Consider the following 23,870-nt stretch of genomic DNA (forward strand, 5'->3'; position numbering starts at 1 on the left):
AAAATGATTTAAATCAATTTAAATATGCCTGAAATGCATTTAAACGATTTATAGCTTTATTTTTACTATCCTCTAACCATAAAATGGTACAACATACCGCTTCATTAATAGCATCATCAATAAGTTTTTGTTCTTTATTTGTTGGTTTACCTAGCACAAAATCAATTAATTTATTGCGATCCTCAGGATGTCCAATACCAATACGTAAGCGATAAAAATTATTATTTTTTAGCCGTTCAATAATATTTCTTACACCATTATGACCTCCATGACCTCCACCTTGTTTAAATTTAACAATTCCTGGATGTAAATGCATTTCGTCATGTGCTACTAAAATTTCTTCAGAATTGATTTGATAAAAAGTTGCAATAGTTTCAATTGCTTTGCCACTTAAGTTAATAAAAGTATTGGGTACTAATAAATGTATTTCTCTTTGATTTAACGAGATTCGTGTAGTATAACCAAAAAATTTTAATGACATTTTAAAACTTTGATTATAGTAAATAGCTAATTGTTTAATATATCTGCCACCAGTATTATGACGAGTTAAGAAATACTCTGAACCTGGATTTTCCAATCCTACAATTAATTTAATATTTGTCACAATTATTGTCTTTTTAAAAAAATCAACTTGAAAATTTCAATTTGATTAATTAAGATTTAAAATTAAGTAAAAATTTAGTACATTTTATAAAATGAATTATTAATTGGTAACTACACGATCTTTGTCATATAATGTTATTAAGTAATTTAAATTAAATATCTACAATATACAGTAATAAAGTTTAAATAATAATAAAACAAAATAAGAAAATTTAATTTTTAATTTATTAAATCAATGTTCAAACATAGCAGAAATAGATTCCTCATTACTAATGCGGCGAATAGTTTCAGCTAACATGCCAGATAATGTAAGAGTACGTACATTTGGTAAGATTTTGATTTCTTCAGATAATGGAATTGTATCGCACACTATGACTTGATCAATAATAGATTTACTTAAATTTTCTACTGCATTTCCAGAAAAAATAGGGTGAGTTGCATAAGCAAAAACTCGTTTAGCATCTCGTTCTTTTAAAGCTTCAGCAGCTTTACATAAAGTACCGCCCGTATCAATCATATCGTCAATAATTACGCAATCTCTACCAGCAACATCACCAATGATATTCATGACTTGAGAAACATTACTACGTGCTCTTCTTTTATCAATAATAGCCATATCAGTATCATTAAGTAATTTAGCGATAGCACGAGCACGTATGACACCACCAATATCTGGTGAAACCACAATTGGATTTTCTAGATCAATCTGTAACATGTCTTCTAATAAAATTGGACTTCCAAATACATTATCAACTGGAACGTCAAAAAATCCTTGAATTTGTTCAGCATGTAAATCAACTGTTAATACACGGTCAACACCAACGCTAGAAAGAAAATCAGCAACCACTTTAGCAGTAATAGGAACGCGTGCAGAACGGACCCGTCTATCTTGGCGAGCATAACCAAAATAAGGAATTACAGCAGTAATACGACCGGCTGAAGCTCGACGTAGAGCATCAACCATTACTATTAATTCCATTAAATTATCGTTAGTAGGAGCGCATGTAGATTGAATTATAAAAACATCACCACCTCGTACATTTTCGTTAATCTGAACACTTACTTCACCATCGCTAAAACGACCAACAGAAGCTTCTCCTAAATGAGTGTAAAGATGATTAGCAATACATTTCGCAAGTTTAGGCGTTGCATTACCAGAAAATATCTTCATATCAGGCACAAGAAAAACCTCAAATTTAATTTATAAAATAACATAACTTCTATTTTACTATGTAATATAATATAATTATATTTTTTAAATAATTATAATTTAGACACAACTTGCTGTAATGGTGAATGATTAACTCCCCGTGTAACAAAACCAGTAATCCATTTTGGACATAAATCCAGAATCTGATGTGCTTCAGCTTCACTATTGAATTGACAAAACACACATGAACCTGTTCCTGTTAGGCGAGCTGGGACAAATTTTAATAACCATAAAAGCAACTTATTAACTTCAGGAAAACGTTTTCGTACTATTAATTCACAATCATTATGAAAAGGAAGTTGTAATAGTTCATCTAATGAACGTATTGGTGAATTGCGTGTTAATTCTGGATCATGAAAAATATTATGGGTATTAATATTAATACCTGGATAAAGAACTAAATACCATTTTTCCATCAATTCTACTTGCTGTATCTTTGTCCCATTTACAAAAAGATTTCGACCACGTATAAATATTGGAATGTCATAGCCTAACTGATAACCAATAGAAATCAATTCATGTTCATTTAGTGAAGTACCCCATAAATAATTCAGTGCAATTAATACAGTTGCAGCATTTGATGAACCACCCCCTAAACCACCTCCTATTGGTAATACTTTATTTATGCTAATTTTAGCACCAGCTTGAACAGATAATATCTTACGTGTAATTGCAATCTGTTTCAATGCTTGAGCAGCATGTAAAATCAAATTTTTTTGTAATGGTACTTCTACAACAGGCGTTAATAATTTTATTATTCCACTATTATCAGGAATAATTTTTAATCGATCGCCATATTCCAAAAATTGAAATAATGTTTGGAGACGATGATATCCATCATATTGACGACCTGTAATATATAAAAATAAATTTAATTTTGCCGGAGATGGCCAAATAATAGTCATTTTATAGACCAACTGCTTATATGTAATTTAATTATTTGGTTATTTTTAATTAACTGTAAATCTATAGGCATTGGTGGATTAAGTTTAATATCATAATTTATTATATAAATATGCCATATTTGTTGATTATAGCTAAGCATTAATTTTTTTAGTAGACATTTATCATTTAATTGATAAATTGCATTATTACTTGGTAAACCTAAAATCCAAGAATGTAAATCATTAAATGGAATATTAATTCCAGTAAGTTGAAAAATTATCTTTTGAATATTATTGCTAATATATTGATTTCCATTATTATCTAAAATTTGTACAAAGCCATTTTTTGAATTCACTTCTAACAAAGTAGAACCTAAAATATTAGTCAATAACAATCTATAACAATTTATAGAATTTTGTTGTAAATAAAAATGTGCATAAATTTTTTTATGTTTATATAAATATAAAAAAGTTCCTTTAATTCGATATTTATTAATCTTTTTTAAATTTTGTTGATACTTTTGCCACTGTGGCATTGATATAACACAAATATTTATATTTTTAGATTTATGAGCGCTACAACCACTAATTAATAAATTGACTAAGTATAGAATGCATAATACTCTATGTAAAGATGAAGATAACATCATGTATTTATCTCTTTAGATGTATTTTAATCTAGTAAAAGCATCAATTCTTAATTATTAGATAATTAATATTATAGATTTTTAAATAATTATAAATATTTAATATTGATATATAGAATTAATATTTAATAAAGCCCAAACAAAATGTTATCCAAATACACATTATATAAAAAATATGTATTTTTTATAATGTCTTATGCTAGAATAAGACTCAATTAAATAATGAAAGTAACTTATACTAGACAAATAAACCTATTCTGATTATTTATATAAATTAAAGTATTTAAAATTAATTTAAATTTAAATACTTTAAAAAAGTTATTTTACTGCAATATAATTAAATATAATGATAAATAAATATAGTTATTTTAAAAACTTAAATTAAAATATAATACCTAACATTCTATTAGAAACAATCTAAATATTATTAATCATTGTATTATAAAATAATTTTCTACAAAAAATTATTAGAAAATATTTTCTATTTAGAATATATAATTATATATTCATAAATTTTTCATTGCAAATACATTATTAATTGATGCTGAAGTATCAAATGATTAATAAAAATTATTAAACAAACCTACTTTAGATATATAATTAAATCTATAATCTTTAAATTTTTTAAAATATTAATATTAAAATATGTTGTGTTATCGTCACGTAGCAAAATTATATATTACTAGATAAAAAATAACTTACATAAGTTATTTTTTATCTAGTAATATATTTATGTTAAATTAATTAATTTTAGTACTAAATAATTAGTATGAATTTATATAAAAGTCATTATAAGAATGAAACAATCTATCTTTATTAGACTGGAAACACTCCAGGAACGTTACGAAGAAATTGAAAGTTTATTAAGTAACAAAAACATGATCCATAATCAAGAAACTTTCTGTATATTATCACGTGAACATGCACAACTTACTAAAATCATTAATTGTTTTTATCAATGGAAAAAAACTAATAAAAATATAACAGATATAAAAGTATTACTTGATGATCATGAAATGCATAATATGGCACAAGAAGAATTGAAGTTATTTCAGGATAGATTAGCATTGTTAGAAACAGAGTTAAGTCTTTTATTACTACCAAAAGATATTGATGATCAACGATCTTGTTTTATTGAAATACATGCTGGTACTGGTGGTCATGAAGCAGCAATCTTTGCTGGTGATTTATTCCGTATGTATAATCGATATGCTGAAATGCGACATTGGAAAGTAGAAATTATAACTTATAATGAAGGTGAACAAGGTGGTTATAAAGAAATTACTGCACGTATAATTGGCAATGGTGTTTATGGAGCTCTAAAATTTGAATCAGGCGGTCATCGGGTACAACGTGTACCAGAAACTGAATCACAAGGGCGAGTTCATACTTCGTCATGTAGTGTAGCTGTAATTCCTGAATTACCAGAAGCAGAATTATCAAAAATTAATTTAAGTGATTTAAGAATTGATACTTTTCGTTCTTCAGGAGCTGGTGGTCAACATGTTAATACAACGGATTCAGCAATTCGTATTACACACTTACCTACTGGGATTGTAGCTGAATGTCAGGATGAAAGGTCTCAACATAAAAATAAAGCTAAAGCATTAGCAGTATTAGGGGCTCGTATTCATGCTGCAGAAAAAGAAAAATACCAGACAATTAAAAATTGTACACGACGTAATTTACTAGGTACCGGCGATCGATCTGATCGTATACGCACCTATAATTTTTCACAAAGTAGAATTACTGATCATCGTATAAATTTAACTGTCTATCGACTTGAAGAAACTATGGAAGGTAAACTAGATATATTAATCAAACCAATTTCACAAGAATATCAAGCTGAACAATTATCTAATTTAGTTAATGAAAAAAATTAATGAATATTAAACAATGGAAACAACAAGCTATTTCTACGCTTTTTAACAGTGAAAGTCCAAAAAATGATGTAGAAACATTACTTTCTCATGTTACAGGTAAAGAGCGTAGTTGGTTACTAGCTTTTGAACAAAATCAACTTGAAAAAATACAATTGTTATACTTAAATCAATTATTAGCCCATCGCATAAAAGGAGAACCTATTGCTTACCTAATAGGTAAGAGTGAATTCTGGTCATTTTCTTTATTTGTTAATGACACTACATTAATTCCAAGATCAGATACCGAAGTATTAGTAGAACAATCTTTAGAATACCTTCCTGCAACTTCTTCTTTAATATTAGACTTAGGTACGGGAACAGGTGCTATCGCACTAGCAATAGCTAGTGAACGTAAAGACTGTATTATTACAGGATGTGATTATATTCCTGATGTTATTTTACTTGCAAAAAAAAATGCAAAACAACTTAATATTCTTAATGTTAATTTTCAACTAAGCGATTGGTTTAGCAATTTAGTATTTCAACGTTTTGAACTTATTGTAAGTAATCCTCCTTATATTGGCATTAATGATGAATATTTACAACAAGGTGATATACGTTTTGAACCGTTTAGCGCATTAGTATCAGAGGATGAAGGTTTAGCAGACCTACGTATTATTATTTTAACAGCATCTAAATGGTTAAAATCTAGAGGGTGGCTGTTATTAGAACATGGATGGAATCAAGGGGAAATAGTAAACAAAATCATGGTTAAACATGGTTATCTAAATGTTAAAACTGTCAAAGATTATAGTGGATTAGCACGTGTTACATTAGGTCAATTTATTCATTAAAATTAAATATTTACCTTATTAATAATACTAATGAGTTAATAATAACTACATTAAATAAAAAACAGAATATCTGTCACTTTAAATTACAATTTTTTTATAAAATATTTAATTTAAATTTTAAATGACTTTAAAAACATAATTAGTTTATTAAACTGATGAATAACTAATAAATTTATATTATATATCATAAAAATTTTAACAAATTAAATATTTTTAAAATAAAATAATTTATAAAAGATTATTTTATTTTTTAAGAAAATTATATATATTTAAATGAAACATATTGATTATCACATAGGTGATATGTATGACACATAAAACAGTAAATATTAAAGATATTAAGATTGCAAATAATTTACCTTTTGTACTTTTTGGTGGAATGAATGTATTAGAATCATATGACATCACTATGCAAATTTGTGAACAATATGTTAATATTACTGATAAACTGAGAATTCCTTATGTTTTTAAAGCTTCTTTTGATAAAGCAAATCGTTCTTCTATAAAATCTTATCGTGGACCAGGATTAAAGGAAGGATTAAAACTTTTTCAAAAATTACAACAAAAATTTCATGTAAAAATTATTACGGACGTACATGAACCATGGCAAGCACAACCAGTAGCCGATGTAGTAGATGTAATACAGTTACCTGCTTTTTTAGCACGACAAACAAACCTAGTAGAGTCAATGGCAAAAACTAATGCAGTAATAAATATTAAAAAACCTCAGTTTATTAGTCCAGAACAAATGGGTAGTATAGTAAATAAATTTATTGTGAATGGCAATGATAAAATCATATTATGTGAACGAGGCAGTGTTTTCGGTTATAACAATTTAATTGTAGATATGCTTGGATTTTCAATAATGAAAAGAGTATCAAATAATTCTCCAGTTATATTTGATGTTACCCACTCTTTACAAAAGAGAGATTTTTTTGCAATTACTTCTGGTGGTCGTCGTTCACAATTAACTGAATTAGCACGTGCTGGTGTAGCAATTGGTATTGCTGGTTTATTTATTGAAGCTCATCCAGAACCTAATATTGCTAAATGTGATGGTTTATCTGCATTACCACTTGATAAATTAGAATTATTTTTAAAGCAAATAAAAGCAATAGATGACTTAGTAAAAAGCTTTACTAACATAAATACTAATTAAACATTTAATGACTTTGATATTTAGATGATCTTTTATTTTAACTTTCTTATTTTATTAGATTTAACTTTTCAGTAATAAGATTAATTATTAGATTTTTAATTTTCACCGTATTAATATTAATTAATTGTTAATATTTTAGTCATTTTAGACTATTTGAATTACCATAAATTATAGATTTTAATGGATATATAGATCAAATCTTTAGTTAAATAAAATTCTCTAGAAAAGGGACTTTAATAGTACGAAAATTACTTTTATTAAAGTATAAAAATATGTTAACAAGTGGATGTAATTTAGATGTATTTACTTACATATACTGAACAGTTTGAATACCTAATATATTTAATCCTTGTTTTAAAGTCTTAGCTGTTAAAGCCGCTAATTGAAGACGACTCTTACATGTTTGATTATTTTTATTTAAAATAATTGGACAATGTTCATAAAAATTTGAAAATAAACTAGCAAGTTCATATAAGTAAGAACACATAATATGTGGAGTACCATCATATGCGACTTGAATAAGTGATTCTTCAAATTGAAGCAGATGTATAGCTAATCGTACTTCATACTCTTCTGTTAATGTAATATCATCAATTAGATGATTGATATTAATATTTGCTTTACGAAATACAGAAAGTATACGCGTATAAGCATACTGTATATAGGGTGCAGTATTACCGTCAAATCTTAACATTTGATCCCAATTAAAAATATAATTAGAGATACGATTTTTAGATAATTCGGCGTATTTTATAGCTCCAATACCCACAATTTCAGATAAAATTTTTAATTTTTCTTGCGACATTTTAGGATTTTTTTTGCTAATTAGTTTTAACGCTCTTTCAACCGATTCATCTAATAAATCAGATAACTTAATAATATTTCCAGATCTAGTTTTGAATGGAGTACCGTCTTTACCGAGTATCATTCCAAATGCATGATGCTCTAGAGATACAGATTCTGGTACATAACCAGCCTTACGAACAATGCTCCATACTTGCTGTAAGTGTTGATGTTGACGTGAATCAATATAATAAATTATACGTTCAGCATGAAATTTTTCATATCGATATTTAGCACAAGCAATATCAGTGGTACTATAAAGGTAACCACCATCTTTTTTTTGAATAATGACTCCCATAGGATTACCTTGTTTATTTTTAAACTCATCAAGAAAAACTACGGTAGCTCCTTCACTAATCACTGCTAAACCTTTCTTACGTAAATCAGCTACAATTTCAGGCAGCATTTCATTATAACTACTTTCTCCCATTACGTGATTAGGCATTAAACTAACATTTAAACGTTCATATATTTTTTGATTTTGTGCAATACTAATATTCACTATTTTTTGCCATAGGTCTCGGCAATATTCATCACCATTTTGTAATTTTATTACATACTCTTGAGCACATTTAGCAAAATTTAGATCTTTATCATAAATATTTTTAGCTTCACGATAGAAATTTTCTAAATTAGATAAAATCATATTTTCCTGATATTTATTTTTCTTTTTGTCTAAATAAGCAATTAACATACCAAATTGTGTTCCCCAGTCACCTATATGATTAACACGAATTACGTTATGACCAAGAAAAGATAAAGTACAAGCAACAGCATCACCTATAATAGTAGATCGAATATGACCAACATGCATCTCTTTAGCCATATTGGGTGAAGAGTAATCAATAACAATGTTTTGAGGTGATACCCTATCTATACCAAGACATGGTAATTGTAGTAATTTATTAATTTGTTGTTCTAACCAAGTTCTTTTTAGAAAAATGTTAATAAAACCTGGATTAGCAATTTCTATTTTATTCGCAATATCATCTAAATCTAAGTAGTTAACTACTAATTTAGCTAATTCAGATGGTATTTGTCCGTTTTTTTTTGCCACAGATATAATTCCATTTACTTGATAATTTCCAAATTTCATTTTAGAAGATCGATGTATCTGGGGATCGCAATTAGCAGATATACCTGCTAATATCATTGCATGATTAATCCTGTTCGAAAGAACACTTTTGATATTCATTCTAAATTATAACCTTGCATAACTTATTAATAATATAGATATAAAAATACATGAATTTTATTTCATAATTTTATGTTATATGAAATACAACATATTAATCTCATATCTTTTAGAAAGAGGATAAATTAGATGTAATTATTTTAATAATAAATAATTAATTATTATTTATTGTAAATTGTATTATCTATACTATTTACTAGTATAAATAATATAATTCATATATATTTACAATTGTAAATATTAGTTGAACCGTATGTAATATAAATAATTAAAATAAATAAAATTAATTTTAATTAATTTGTTAATTTAAAATTAATACAACTTAATTAAATGATTAAAATCTAATTATTATTAACTATGAAAATTAAAATCAATAGCTAGTTATTATAAATTAATAATTTTATAAATCTTTTTATTTATTCATTACTAATATCGCACGCAGTGGTGCAGGATATCCTTCTATAGTTTTACTAGAATCATTAAAATCAAGAAAATCAGCTAATGATTCTCTATTCATCCATTTAGTTCGACGTTGCTCATCCATTGATGTCTGATTAATATCAATAACACGTATATTTATAAAACCACATCTATGAAGCCACTTTTTAAGTTCGGAAACTGAGGGAATGAAATAAACATTTTTCATTTTAGCATAAGATTTAGTTGGTACAAGTATATTATTTTGATTTTCATCAATAACAAGTGTTTCTAAAATAAGTTCACCTTCATATTTTAATTGATTTTTTAACTGTAATAAATGATCAAATGGTGAACGACAATGATAAATCACTCCCATAGAAAATACTGTATCAAATGCTTGTAATGCAGGTAATTGCGAAATTCTTAGGGGTAATAAATGTAAACGTCGTTCATTGCCTAATAATTTACGTATAGCTTCAAATTGATAAAATAAAAGTTGCATTGGTTCAAGACCAATGATTAATTTTGCGCCAGCACCAATCATACGCCACATATAATAACCGTTTCCGCACCCTACATCTAAAATTGTACGTCCCGATAAAGGTGAAATATATGGAAAAAGACGTTGCCATTTTAAATTAGAACGCCATTCAGCATTAATCTCTATTGTATCAATAAAATAAGGTCCTTTACGCCATGGATTAAGATTAATTAATAATCTTTCAATATTTTTAAGTTGATGAGTACATATATCATTGTATTTTTGCGCATATATACCATGAAGTAAGTCTAATTTTTGTGGAATTAATAATGGTAATTGTTTTATAATTTGATTACATTTATAAAAAATGCGATTAAATTCATTATTTTTTTCCCATAAAGACAATTGAGCTGGTAATATTTCCAACCATTTAGCAAGAGGAGTTAGAGCTATTTGATGATAAAATTCATTAAATTTAGTCATTTAAATGATATTAATGAACCAAAATTCAAACATTGAAACCATAATTCTGTATGAGAAAAACCAGCTTTTTTTAAACGTATTTTATGTAATCTTACAGTATCAATAATGATACCTTTTTTTAACATAATATTTTTTTGATTTATTTCTAATTCGCTATAACCATTAGTACGTTTAAATTCATGATGCATTTTACAAACCAAAAAATTATAATCAATATCTTCAAATTTAAATTTTTCTGATAGTAATAAAACACCGTTTGGATTAAGACCTTGTGCTATTTTCTTTAATAATGCCATACGTCTATTAACTTTTAAAAATTGAAGTGTAAAATTAAGTATTACTAATGAAGCATTTCTAATAGGAATATCACAAATATCTGCCTCTATTAATTTAATAGGAGTAATTATTTTTTTTTTTTTATAAAATTCTGACAACGTTTAATCATTGCTGGAGAGTTATCAACAGCTATAATTTGACATCCAGGCACTTGAATATTTTTCTGTATTGAAAGGGAAACAGCTCCCAGAGAACAACCTAGATCGTATATATAACTGTTAGTTTGTACAAACTGCTTTGCTAATAGACCAATCATAGAAATAATGTTAGAGTAACCTGGAATAGATCGATGAACCATATCTGGAAAAACTTTAGCTATATTCTCATCAAAATTCCATTTATTTAAATTATCAATAGGGTCACAGAATAGTACATCACGATTAGACATTGCTCTTCCTAAGAATATAATAAAAATATGATTTATCAATAAATTTGCAATTATTTATAATGCTAATAATATAAAATTAATATAAATAGATATTATCACATACATAAATAATTTAAAATAATTTGAATGTTTCATTTAAATCTATTATTAAACTAATTGAGTTGAATTAATATATACAATACGTCTTTAAAAATAGATTAACGTATTAAGTAAAATTAAATATTTTAAAATATTTAATTAACTAATTATAAAATATAATGTTAATTATAATTTTATGTTTGTAAATTAAAATAATAATTTACTTTAGTTATATAATGATTATTATCATTATTTTTACTAAAATTTAAAGACAAGATATGATACATATCGTTCACTTTCATATTCAAAATAAAATGATTAAATATTAATTTGAAACTAAGCAGATTAATATTATAGATATAATTATTTCTTTAGAAATAAAATAACTTCAAAAAGTCAATTAAATAATTATAACTAAATTTATTTAGATTAATCTAATTAATATATGAAAAATATTTAATTAAAAATATTTTATTTTAAATTATAATAAGAATCAATTTTTTATATTTTAAAAAAAACAAAACATATATAAAAATGTTATTTCTTATGTTGTAAGGCAAAAAAATTAAAGGATATATTATGCGTACAAAATATTGTGGAAAAATTAGTTTATCTGATGTAGGTCAACATGTGACTCTTTGTGGTTGGGTAAATAATCATCGAAATTTAGGAAATCTAATTTTTATTGATATGCGAGATCGTGAAGGAATTATTCAAATATATTTTAATTCATGTTATCAAGAAGCATTCGAATTAGCCGGTAGATTACATAATGAATGCTGTATTCAAATTAAGGGAATTGTATGTTCTAGAGAACAAAAAAATAAAAATAAAAATATTGATACAGGAGAAGTAGAGGTATGTGCAAATACAGTTAATATTATTAACTATGCTGCTTTATTACCAATTGATTTTAATCACATTAATAGTGAAGAAATGCGCTTAACATATCGCTATTTAGATTTACGACGACCAGAAATGATGGAACGTTTAAAAATTCGTGCAAAAATTACTAGTTTTATCAGAAAATTTATGGATACAAATGATTTTATTGATATTGAAACTCCAATACTAACTAAAGCTACACCAGAAGGTGCACGTGATTATATAGTACCTAGTCGTTTACATAAAGGTAAATTTTATGCGTTACCTCAATCACCACAATTATTTAAACAATTACTTATGATAGCTGGTTTCGACCGTTATTATCAAATTGTTAAATGTTTTCGAGACGAAGATCTGCGAACTGATCGCCAACCAGAATTTACGCAAATAGATATCGAAACATCTTTTATGACAGCGGATCATATACGTGAGTTAATAGAAAATTTAATTCGTGCATTATGGCTTAATTTTAAAAATATAGATCTTGGTTCATTTCCTACAATGACATTCAAAGACGCTATAAGTTATTATGGTTCTGATAAACCAGATCTAAGAAATCCAATGATAATGGTAGATGTTACAGATGTATTAAAAACAGTAGATTTTCAACTTTTTTCTATACCAGCTAATAATCCTAACGGTATGATATCAACATTAAAAGTACCCAATGGTATATTATTAAGCCGTAAAAAAATTGATGAATATTCCAATTTTGTTAAAAGTTATGGTGCTAAAAGTTTAACTTGGATGAAAGTAAAAAAATATGATAAAACTTTTAAAGAAATAGATAGTCCAATAAAAAAATTTTTACCTAATAATATTGTTGAATGTATATTACAGCGTATCTCTGTACAAGATGGAGATCTCATCTTCTTTTGCGCTGATCATTCTAAAATAGTAACTAATGCATTAGGTGCATTGCGTCTTAAATTAGGAAATGAACTTAATATCACCAATAAAAATATTTGGGCTCCTTTATGGATTATTGATTTTCCAATGTTTCAAAAAAATGATAACGGTACTTTATCTACAATTCATCATCCATTTACTTCTCCTAAATCTATGAGCATAGAAGAATTAGAAAACAATCCAATGCAAGCAATTGCTAATTCTTATGATATCATTATAAATGGTTATGAGGTTGGTAGTGGATCTGTACGTATTCATAGTAATAAAATGCAACAGCTAATATTTACCATTTTAGGCATAACTAAACAAGAACAAAATGAAAATTTTGGATTTTTATTAGATGCATTAAAATTTGGTACGCCGCCACATGCTGGAATAGCACTTGGTTTAGACCGCTTAACGATGTTATTAACTGGCACAAATAATATTCGTGATGTAATTGCATTTCCTAAAAGTACTTCAGCATCTTGTTTAATGACTAAAGCACCAAATGAAATTAATCCGATAACTCTATCTGATCTAGGAATTAATATAAAAAAATAAAAATTTTTAAATTTAATAATTGTTGGATATTTTATTCATATTTAATGTTTGAAATTATATATAAAATAAAGTTTTCTCTTAAAATATTGCCATTCAACTTTTATAAAAAATAGAAGTTCTTAACAAAATAAGTAATTTAAAATCTTCATACATATTTATATTTTATCTATTATAACTAATAATAGTAAGATTTAAATATAACCATATAATTACTTGCAATTTATAAAAGTCTATATATATAATAGGTTGAATATTTAATATAAGTTATTTTAATGATTAAATTATTAAAATAATGCTTAATAACTAATTATAAAAATCTGTTTATTTATTTGCGTTAAAATAATTATTTCAAAATTATATATGTTTTCTAATAATATAATTTTGATATAACAAATTATATTTTTATAATAAACATTTAATTCTAATATTGCATTGATTATTAATCTTTAGATATTACTAGAATTAATTTAACAGTTAAAATGCATGTCTAATTTAATATTAATTAATATAGATTTATTTTCTGTTAATTAATTTTATATTATTTTAACTTAATTCAAGTTAAAATAATATAAAATTTTAAATACTAATTAATTTATAAAAGTATATAATACTATAATTTTATATTAAACATCTACATAGAATAACAAATTGTTTAAAAAATTAAAGTTATTAAATAATATAATAAACGATTATTTATGATAATATCATAATATACATATATAATATAGTATAATCAATAATTCAATACGATTATTAATAATCGTATACAAGGTGCGTGATATGTCAATAATTATAGGAATTGATCCTGGTTCACGCATTACTGGCTATGGTATTATCAGTAAAATAGGAAATAAATTAAATTATATAATTAGCGGTTGTATTTATGCTAATATGAATGATTTATCTTCAAGACTTAAAGTAATCTATTTTGGAATATATGATATTATTAGTAAATATACGCCTGATCGTTTTGCAATCGAACGAGTATTTATGGCTAAGAATGTAGATTCAGCTCTTAAACTTGGTCAAGCACGTGGAGCAGCTATTGTTGCTGCAGTTAGTCATAATTTACCTGTATTTGAATATGCCGCTCGTCAGGTTAAACAAACTGTTACTGGTATGGGTAACGCTGAAAAAAAACAAGTAAAATATATGGTATGTAATTTATTAAAGATATCAACTAATTTAAAAGCAGATGCTGCTGATGCTTTAGCAATTGCTATTACTCATTGTCATATTACTGAACATATATAGATTAGAGATAATACATTACTGTTAATAAAAAGTAATTTAAATTATTGTAAGTATTTATTTTTACCTAAAATAGGTTATTTAAGTGATTAGTTTTTTGAGAGGTAAAATTTTAGAAAAACAAGCACCAATAGTTTTAATTGAAACCAATGGTATTGGTTATGAAGTTTATATGCCTATGACTTGTTTTTATAAATTACCTGAAATTAATGAGGAAGTAGCTGTTTTTATTGAATTTATAGTACGTAAAGATATGCTTTTATTATTTGGTTTTAATGATAAAAATGAACGTACAATATTTCGTGAGTTGGTTAAAATTAGCGGAATCGGACCTAAATTAGCTTTAACAATTCTATCTGCAATATCAGCACAACAGTTTATCAATATGATAAATAATAAACAATTTGAATTATTAGTTAAAGTACCTGGTATAGGGCTAAAAATAGCTAGTCGTATCATGATAGAAATCAAAGATCAATTTATAAATAAAATTGATGATTCATTTATTAATAAATGTATTAATTCAACTTCAATATTGTTTCCTCTTAAAAAAACAGATGCCGAAAAAGAAGCTATTGCTGGATTAATATCTTTAGGATATAAACCCCAAGAAGCTAATACAATGATCCATAATCTTAAAAAACCAGAAGCAAATTGTGAAACCTTGATTCGAGAGGCATTATGTGCAACTATTTGAGGTAATACATGATTGAAAAAAATCAATTGAGCTTCAATAATATATGTATGAAAGAACAAATTATTAACCGTACTATACGTCCAAAATATTTGTCAGAATATTTTGGACAATCCAGCGTTAAAGAACAAATGGAAATTTTTATTAAAGCAGCAAAATTACGTGGTGATGCATTAGATCACGTATTAATTTTTGGTCCTCCGGGATTAGGTAAAACCACATTAGCTAATATTATTGCGAATGAAATGGATGTTAATCTACGTACAACATCTGGTCCAATTTTAGAAAAAGCAGGTGATTTAGCTGCAATCTTAACTAATCTTGAACCTTGTGATATATTGTTTATTGATGAAATTCATAGATTATCACCAATGGTAGAAGAAGTACTTTATTCTGCTATGGAAGATTATCATTTAAATATTATCATTGGAGATGGACCAGCCGCTCGTGCTCTTAAACTGGATTTACCTCCCTTTACTTTAATTGGTGCAACTACGCGTGCCGGTTTACTTACATCTCCATTACGTGATCGTTTTGGAATAGTACAACGTTTAGAATTTTATAATGTCACAGCTCTACAACATATTGTTAATCGTAGTGCAACTTGTTTAGGATTAAATTTAAGCCAGGAAGCTTCTTTAGAAGTTGCTCGTCGTGCGAGAGGAGCACCGCGTATTGCTAATCGTCTATTGCGTCGTGTCCGTGATTTTGCAGATGTACAAGCTAATGGTAATATGAGTGGGGAAATAGTGATAAGTGCGCTGGATATGCTTAATATAGATAATCACGGTTTAGATTATATGGATCGTAAATTGTTATTAACTATTATTACTAAATTTACAGGAGGACCTGTAGGATTAGACAATTTAGTTGCTGCAATAGGAGAAGAACGTGAAACTATCGAGGATGTAATCGAACCATTTCTTATTCAAGAAGGATTTATTCAGCGTACACCGCGTGGCCGTATAGCTACTCGTCATGCTTATTATCATTTTGGTTTTAATTGTAATAGATAAATTGATATTAATAATAATTTATTTATTAATGTAATAAAGATATAAGATGATCAATTAATGATTTAAATAAAATGCTTAATTAAAGTTCAGTTAGTATTTATTCTAAAATTTTAAAATAAAAAAATCAATTATTCACTGCCTGTATTATATACAAAATTAATAATAAATATAAGATATATTATATTTATTTAAAATCCTATGAAAATAACAAAATTAATATTTTTAATTAAATTTAATAAATAAGATTAAATAATACTAATATTTTAAAATAAATATTTATTGTTATTGTTTATTTACTAGATCCTGAATTGACAATACTTAAATTATTATAAATTACTTTTTATTACTATAATAATGATTATTTTGCTTAGTACAAAAATTAATATTTTTTATTAACTTTGTTTAATATATCTATAATATATACGTATATTTATTAAATATAGATTATATAAAATAATTGATATATTATAAATAATATTAATATTTATAAATTAAGATATATATTATATTAATACTTAATAGAATATTGTGTTAACACATTAAACATTATTGTATATTAATTTTAATTATTGTATGGTCAATATATATATTTATGATTACTAAAAAACATAGTTATATAGTTTTTATAAATATATAATTAAATTAATATTTAAAGTTTTAGAGAATATATAATATTCTATATATTAATAATACTTATAAAAGTAATATATATGTTTTATAATATATAATTTTTTTAATATTTTATCCTTTTAGATATAATTTGTTTAGTAGTAATAATTTTATTATTATATTAATATTATCCTAATAATATTTATTATAAATATTATATTAAATTAATTAAGTTATAAAATTAATTAAGTTATAAAATTAATTAAATATTATTTATTTAATACGTAATATTTATATGTCATATGATCATTAATCATTTTATTAAAAAACATAATATAATTATGGATTACTTATATTAAATATAAAACTTATATTTTTAAAATTAAATACGCAAAATATTTAATTTTTTTGATTTAGCATATATATTGTTAATATAAATATATATATCAAAGGTATAGAAACGATATACAGTTATTGTTAAATGGTGATTTAAAATTTAATAATTATAAACATTAATGTTTAAATTCTTAGAAAGAAAAATAATATTTTTTTGTATCTATATACAATAAAAATATTAAAATATTATATTATTAATATAGATAACATCTAATATATCAGAATGTATTATTATTAAAATATTTTATTATAGTTTGAATGTTTAGTTCATCATATAATTTTATTATTTAGTGTTGAATACATATATAAACTAAACTATATAAAGTGATTTGTAATTTATTAAAATTAAGTTAATTCAAATAAATATTATTTTTTGATATTTATTAAAATAATACGTTATTTGTTGAAATCTTAAATAAAAAAAGCGGAAAATATAAAAATCAATGTATTTATAGATAGTTAATTAATATAATTTATCTATTTTTTTGATTTTCAATCATTGTAAGTTATTAAAAATAAACTTTATTTATTAATATATAATACGTAAAAGAACAAAATACAACGTAATGATAATGATCACCAAGGAAAAGATGAATACTAAAAAACAAGATAAGATTGAGTTTATTCCTGTATTTCAACTTTCTTTTTTAAAACCTAAATATTGGATTAATTGGATGGTTTTAGCTATATTAGCAAGTATGGCTATGTTACCTATTAAAATACGGGATCCAATTTTAGGGAAGTTAGGAAAATTTATTGGTAGACTTGCAAAGTCTGCACGACATCGAGCATTAATCAATCTATATTATTGCTTCCCAGAATTAAATGCATTACAGTATCAAAAAATAGTTGATAGTATGTTTGCAACTGCTTCACAAGTAATTGTAATGATGGTGGAATTAGGTATAAGAAATCCAGTATACGTACGTCAACGTGTAGATTGGTATGGTCGTGAAATTATTGATGAACTTCAATCTGAAAAAGAAAATGTTATTTTTCTTGTACCTCATGGTTGGAGTATGGATATTCCAGCTATGTTATTGGCATCTGAAGGGAAAATGATAGCTGCAATGTTTCATCATCAAAGTGATAAATTAATGGATTATATATGGAATAGTGTAAGACGCCGGTTTGGTGGTCGAATGCATGCTCGTAACGATGGAATAAAACCTTTTATTAATTCTGTTCGTCAAGGATATTATGGTTATTATCTTGCTGATCAAGATCATGGATTTGAACATAGTGAATTTGTAGATTTTTTTGCTACATATAAAGCTACTTTACCTATAATAGGTCGTTTAATGAAAGTATGTAGAGCACGTATAGTACCACTTTTCGCAGTATATAATAGTACTATTCATCGTTTGGAAATTTACGTTCGTCCTCCAATGAAAAATCTTTTAAGTGCTGATTCTAAATCTTTAGCACGTCGTATAAATGAAGAAGTAGAAATATTTGTACGTCCTCATTTGGAACAATATACGTGGATTTTAAAACTACTTAAAACACGTAAACAAGGAGATATTGAACCTTATAGATATTAAAGTTTGATTCATTTTATAGTAATATGAAATGATTAATTGGTTATTTAACAATAATTAAATATTAACTTAATAAGTTAAATATATGATTGATAATTAACAGTTTATATTCTTAGAAAAGTGTTATTGATGCTTAGGATAATTCTTATTAAAAGATAGTAAATTTAGAATATAACAATAATATTTATTTATATTTTAACCTACAAACTTTTAAATAGATTATTTGATTAATTTTATCTTTTTAAAATAGTTTAATTTTACATTTATCAGTTAATAATAACTATTATTTAATTATCTGCCATTACTTATATATAGTATAATTAATTAATATTAATTATATATTTAGATATTTATCACTATAGTATTCTATATATAAACTCTTTTTTTTAAAAAAATAGTTTATAAAACTACCATAAAAATAGTATTTTTATGCAAAATTAAGCATATAAATCTAGTTATTTTAAATAGAAAATCAATACTATATCTAAAATTAAAAAATAATTTATGTTTAATCTTGATAATATTAATATATTGATATTATCAAGATTTATTTTAAATTATATTAATATATAATTATAAAATTAATGCAATGAATATTTTTCTTTGTTAAAAGTTTTATAGTAGATATATTACATTACAAGGAGAAAGAAATGAGTGCAATACAAGTATCGCAAGCCTGCGATCTAGTAATATTCGGCGCAAAAGGTGATCTTGCACAACGTAAATTATTACCTTCTTTATATCAGTTAGAAAAAGCAGCTCAACTTCATAAAGATACGCGTATAATAGGTGTAGGACGTGCAGAATGGGATAAACAAACCTATATCAAAATAGTACGTGAAGGATTAGAAAAATTTATGCAAGAACATATCAATGAAATATTATGGAATAGGCTTGCTTGTCGTCTTAATTTTTGTAACCTTGATGTTAATTATACGTCGCATTTTTTTAAATTAAGTAAAATGCTTGATCAGAAAAATCATGTTACTATTAATTATTTTGCAATGCCCCCTAATACTTTTGGAAAAATTTGTGAAGGATTAGGAGCTGCTAAACTTAATGCTAAACCAGCACGTGTAGTTATGGAAAAACCACTTGGTAATTCATTACAGACTTCACGAGAAATAAATAATAGTGTTGGAAAATTTTTTGAAGAGAGCCAAGTATTTCGTATCGATCATTATCTTGGAAAAGAAACCGTATTGAATCTTTTAGCATTGCGTTTTGCAAATTCAATATTTGTGAATAACTGGGATCATCGTACTATTGATCATGTTCAAATTACTGTAGCTGAACAAGTAGGTATCGAAGGTCGTTGGGGTTATTTTGATCAAGCTGGACAGATGCGTGACATGGTTCAAAACCATTTATTACAGATTCTTAGCATCATAGCTATGTCTCCTCCATCTGATTTAAGTGCTGATGCAATACGTGATGAAAAATTGAAAGTATTACGGTCATTGCGTATTATAGATGAAACTAATGTAAAAGAAAAAACAGTACGTGGCCAATATACTGCTGGTTTTATAGATGGTAAAAAAGTAAGAGGATATTTAGAAGAAATAAATGCAAATAAACAAAGTATTACGGAAACTTTTGTAGCTATACGAGTTGACATTGATAATTGGCGTTGGATGGGTGTACCATTTTATATTCGTACTGGAAAACGATTACCTATAAAATGTTCTGAAGTAGTAGTTTATTTTAAAAAACCTGTAATAAACTTATTTAAGGATTCTTATAGTAAATTACCACATAATAAATTAACTATTCGTCTACAGCCAGATGAAGGAGTGGATATTGAAATTTTAAACAAAGTACCTGGTCTTGACCATAAGCATAAATTGCAAACTACTAAATTAGATTTAACTTATTCAAAAATTTTTAATCATTCACATCTAGCTGATGCTTATGAACGATTATTATTGGAAAATATGCGTGGTATCCAAGCACTTTTTGTACGATATGATGAAGTAGAAGCAGCTTGGCTATGGATCGATTCAATTATTAAAGCATGGAATATGGAATCAAACATTCCATTTCCATATCCAGCTGGAACTTGGGGTCCTATTGAATCTGTGTTGATGATTACTCAAGATGATCGTATATGGCACTAATAGATATAGATCTATATATAATATCTACTTTACATTATAATCTAATATTTGTAGTATAATAGTGTATTTTTAAAAATGTAGATATTTTATTTAAATATATTAGTGTAATAATTAAATCTCATTAAAAATTTATAACAGAATTTTAAATTCTATTAAGATAATTTACGTATTTATTGTAATTATTTAACTTGAATTAATTTTATATTAATGACTATTTAAGTCTATTATTGTTCAATAACACTATAGCATTAGTTGCTAAATTAGTATCTAATAATTAGATTTTTCTAAATTTAATAATAAAGTAAAATTTTGTGTTTTGATGTTTATTGTATTTTGTTAGTAACAAAATACTAATACATATTCATATGATGTATATAAATAAACATATATTTAAATTAATGTATTTAATTTAAATATATGTTTGAATTAAACTAAAGTATATAGAGATAAACTCTACTATTAAATAATATCTATTCATCCAATATACGATAAAATTAATATATATATTACGATTTTATTAATGAACTACTTATTTTTGATGTGCAAAATATAAGTAGTCAAACTTCTTATTATATGAATATTTATTATTCAATCTAAAATATAAAATAATAATAATAATTCATTACTGTTTTTATTTTTATAGAAAAAATTCTAAGTTATTTATTAAATAATTTAATAACTATTATTATCTAAGATTTTTTATAATTATTAGGATTGATATTAAGTTTATTTATATTAATAAATAAGAAAAATTTTATTTATAGATATATCTAATCAAAATCTAATGTAAATACATTTTGTAATATATAATATATATATTGTATATTAATATAAATCTTTTGTATTTAAATAATAGTTAACCTATATGAATAAATATAAAAATTATAAAATAATAAAGCATTTATTTAAAATTCATGTAAATATACATAATTTTAAATAACAAAAATATATTTAAGATTGAATTATTTTTATTTATATTAAAGATAATTAATTTTAATAAAATGCTGACCAATATATTTAACATAAAAATTATTTATATTTACATAAATTATTAGTAGTTTAATTAAGAAAATGTTATTTGTTATTAAATATAAGATATGTATTTGTCATACAAAATTTTTCGATGTTTATAATTATCATATTTATATTTAAATCATATAATTTTCATATAGATTATTTACTTTATCCTAAAAATTATTTTCTTAAATGAGAATCCTAAAATTTTGCCAATTAGTAAAAATATAATTTCATTATGTGCTTATATTTACTATTAATATTTAAATTAAACAAAGATTTTATATACATATTATATATGCTAATTAAATTTAGTAAACTATATATACAATATACTTATAGAGTGATGTCTTCATAAATATGAAAGAAAATTATATTACTAATTAACTAATTAACTGATTAATGTAATTTGTTTTTTAAAATTTTTAACATTCTTTAAGAATGAAAATTATAAAATTTGCACTAACTGTTATAAATTATTTAAGATATTGTATGAAAAATTTCATCAAAAATAATATAAGATTATGCATGAAAATACATTTTGTATGGAGTTATAAAAATTAAATGTAAATAATAGAAACTAATATTAATAAGCAAAGGTAATATTAGTATTGTTATATATTAACTAAATGTTAGATGTTCATAGATTAATGTATTTTTAGATTATAATATATTTGAGTTGATTATTATCATAAGTAATCTCATAAAATTTAATCATCTAATAATTACTTATAGCAAAAAAAATACAGAATTATTTAATTATACAAAACTTATTAGAGGATGTCACATATTACTGAAGAATAATAACAAATTATTAATAATATAATTGAATATATTATTAATAATTATTAGTTAGTTAACTATTAGAAAATATTGTTGTATTGCGTTCGAGTTTTTTTATATAAAACCTTAAAGATCTACAAGATCTTAGACTATTTCTTAAAATTTTACAAATAGATAATTATAGCAAAATATTTAATATAAGTTCGATAAATGAAAATTAAGTATTGATTATTATAACGTAAGATTACAGTATATTATGTGCTCAAGAAAAATTTGATGTTTTAAATGTTTTATTTCCTATATTGTATTAATAAATAATATAAAAATATTAACAGTGTTTCATAAATAAGAGGTTAAGAATATAATAATTAATTTAAGTTATATTAATAAATATATACTTAGCGACTATATTTTGCTCTCTTGTCTTTTTATTTTAAAAGGATTAGCTGTTCATATGAGATATAAAAATATCACTATACTTTAATGTGTTATTAGTAATTTAGATAAATACGCTTAATAATTTAGCTTTTAAGATCTTTAAGACTACTATCTGAAATAGTACTCGGTGAATAAGAGTTAATAAATTAATTTATACTTAGAAAGTAAAGAATAATACTCTTAAATGAATCACATTTATGATTATATATTCTATGCCAGTGACCTTATTTA

General features: G+C 24.4%; 15 protein-coding genes and 1 pseudogene. 9 read left to right on the forward strand and 7 right to left on the reverse strand.

What is annotated here, in order from left to right; all coding sequences use genetic code 11:
* Positions 1 to 13 precede the first annotated feature (13 nt).
* The 4 genes from pth to lolB form a co-directional block, all read right to left on the reverse strand.
* Positions 14 to 604, reverse strand: coding sequence for an aminoacyl-tRNA hydrolase (gene pth, locus FD727_RS00555; protein WP_159938225.1), 591 nt, complete (start codon positions 602 to 604; stop codon positions 14 to 16).
* A gap of 231 nt (positions 605 to 835) precedes the next feature.
* On the reverse strand, positions 836 to 1,783 hold the full coding sequence (locus FD727_RS00560) for a ribose-phosphate pyrophosphokinase (RefSeq protein ID WP_159938226.1): 948 nt from the start codon (positions 1,781 to 1,783) through the stop codon (positions 836 to 838).
* 83 nt (positions 1,784 to 1,866) lie between these two features.
* Positions 1,867 to 2,718 (reverse strand): 4-(cytidine 5'-diphospho)-2-C-methyl-D-erythritol kinase, encoded by an 852-nt coding sequence (gene ispE, locus FD727_RS00565; RefSeq protein WP_159938227.1) that lies wholly within the window; start codon positions 2,716 to 2,718, stop codon positions 1,867 to 1,869.
* On the reverse strand, positions 2,715 to 3,347 hold the full coding sequence (gene lolB / locus FD727_RS00570; RefSeq protein WP_159938228.1) for a lipoprotein insertase outer membrane protein LolB: 633 nt from the start codon (positions 3,345 to 3,347) through the stop codon (positions 2,715 to 2,717). The genes ispE and lolB overlap by 4 nt, the downstream gene beginning before the upstream one ends.
* A gap of 794 nt (positions 3,348 to 4,141) precedes the next feature.
* Between lolB and prfA the strand changes: the two genes are divergently transcribed.
* The 3 genes from prfA (at position 4,142) to kdsA (ending at position 7,219) form a co-directional block, all read left to right on the forward strand.
* Positions 4,142 to 5,227, forward strand: coding sequence for a peptide chain release factor 1 (prfA, locus tag FD727_RS00575; RefSeq protein WP_159938229.1), 1,086 nt, complete (start codon positions 4,142 to 4,144; stop codon positions 5,225 to 5,227).
* On the forward strand, positions 5,227 to 6,060 hold the full coding sequence (prmC, locus tag FD727_RS00580) for a peptide chain release factor N(5)-glutamine methyltransferase (RefSeq protein WP_159938230.1): 834 nt from the start codon (positions 5,227 to 5,229) through the stop codon (positions 6,058 to 6,060). Before prfA ends, prmC begins: the two co-directional genes overlap by 1 nt.
* Positions 6,061 to 6,367: 307 nt before the next feature.
* A complete protein-coding gene (kdsA, locus tag FD727_RS00585; protein WP_159938231.1) occupies positions 6,368 to 7,219 on the forward strand; it encodes a 3-deoxy-8-phosphooctulonate synthase in 852 nt (283 codons plus the stop codon).
* A 307-nt stretch (positions 7,220 to 7,526) separates the two neighbouring features.
* Here the strand turns inward: kdsA and argS are convergent, their stop codons facing one another.
* The 3 genes and pseudogenes from argS to cmoA form a co-directional block, all read right to left on the reverse strand.
* Positions 7,527 to 9,257: an arginine--tRNA ligase gene (gene argS, locus FD727_RS00590; protein ID WP_159938232.1), complete on the reverse strand. Its 1,731-nt coding sequence runs from the start codon at positions 9,255 to 9,257 to the stop codon at positions 7,527 to 7,529.
* 412 nt (positions 9,258 to 9,669) lie between these two features.
* Positions 9,670 to 10,641, reverse strand: a complete 972-nt coding sequence (gene cmoB, locus FD727_RS00595) for a tRNA 5-methoxyuridine(34)/uridine 5-oxyacetic acid(34) synthase CmoB (RefSeq protein WP_159938233.1) — start codon at positions 10,639 to 10,641, stop codon at positions 9,670 to 9,672.
* Positions 10,638 to 11,365 (reverse strand): annotated as a pseudogene (gene cmoA / locus FD727_RS00600) (carboxy-S-adenosyl-L-methionine synthase CmoA). The gene cmoB and the pseudogene cmoA overlap by 4 nt, the downstream one beginning before the upstream one ends.
* 657 nt (positions 11,366 to 12,022) lie before the next feature.
* Between cmoA and aspS the strand changes: the two are divergent.
* The 6 genes from aspS (at position 12,023) to zwf (ending at position 21,404) form a co-directional block, all read left to right on the forward strand.
* Positions 12,023 to 13,780 carry an aspartate--tRNA ligase gene (gene aspS / locus FD727_RS00605; RefSeq protein WP_159938234.1) on the forward strand — a complete coding sequence of 586 codons (1,758 nt, stop codon included), beginning with the start codon at positions 12,023 to 12,025 and terminating at the stop codon, positions 13,778 to 13,780.
* Between the two features lie 780 nt (positions 13,781 to 14,560).
* The gene (gene ruvC / locus FD727_RS00610) at positions 14,561 to 15,034 is read left to right on the forward strand and encodes a crossover junction endodeoxyribonuclease RuvC (RefSeq protein WP_159938235.1); all 474 of its coding nucleotides are present in this window, start codon (positions 14,561 to 14,563) and stop codon (positions 15,032 to 15,034) included.
* An 82-nt stretch (positions 15,035 to 15,116) separates the two neighbouring features.
* Complete coding sequence (gene ruvA / locus FD727_RS00615) at positions 15,117 to 15,728, forward strand: Holliday junction branch migration protein RuvA (RefSeq protein WP_159938236.1); 612 nt, start codon at positions 15,117 to 15,119, stop codon at positions 15,726 to 15,728.
* 8 nt (positions 15,729 to 15,736) lie between these two features.
* The gene (gene ruvB, locus FD727_RS00620; RefSeq protein ID WP_159938237.1) at positions 15,737 to 16,741 is read left to right on the forward strand and encodes a Holliday junction branch migration DNA helicase RuvB; all 1,005 of its coding nucleotides are present in this window, start codon (positions 15,737 to 15,739) and stop codon (positions 16,739 to 16,741) included.
* Between the two features lie 1,595 nt (positions 16,742 to 18,336).
* Positions 18,337 to 19,290 carry a lauroyl-Kdo(2)-lipid IV(A) myristoyltransferase gene (gene lpxM / locus FD727_RS00625; RefSeq protein ID WP_159938238.1) on the forward strand — a complete coding sequence of 318 codons (954 nt, stop codon included), beginning with the start codon at positions 18,337 to 18,339 and terminating at the stop codon, positions 19,288 to 19,290.
* Between the two features lie 647 nt (positions 19,291 to 19,937).
* Positions 19,938 to 21,404, forward strand: coding sequence for a glucose-6-phosphate dehydrogenase (zwf, locus tag FD727_RS00630; RefSeq protein WP_159938239.1), 1,467 nt, complete (start codon positions 19,938 to 19,940; stop codon positions 21,402 to 21,404).
* The last annotated feature ends 2,466 nt before the right edge of the window (positions 21,405 to 23,870 follow it).

It is taken from the genome of Pantoea sp. Mhis, assembly GCF_009830015.1.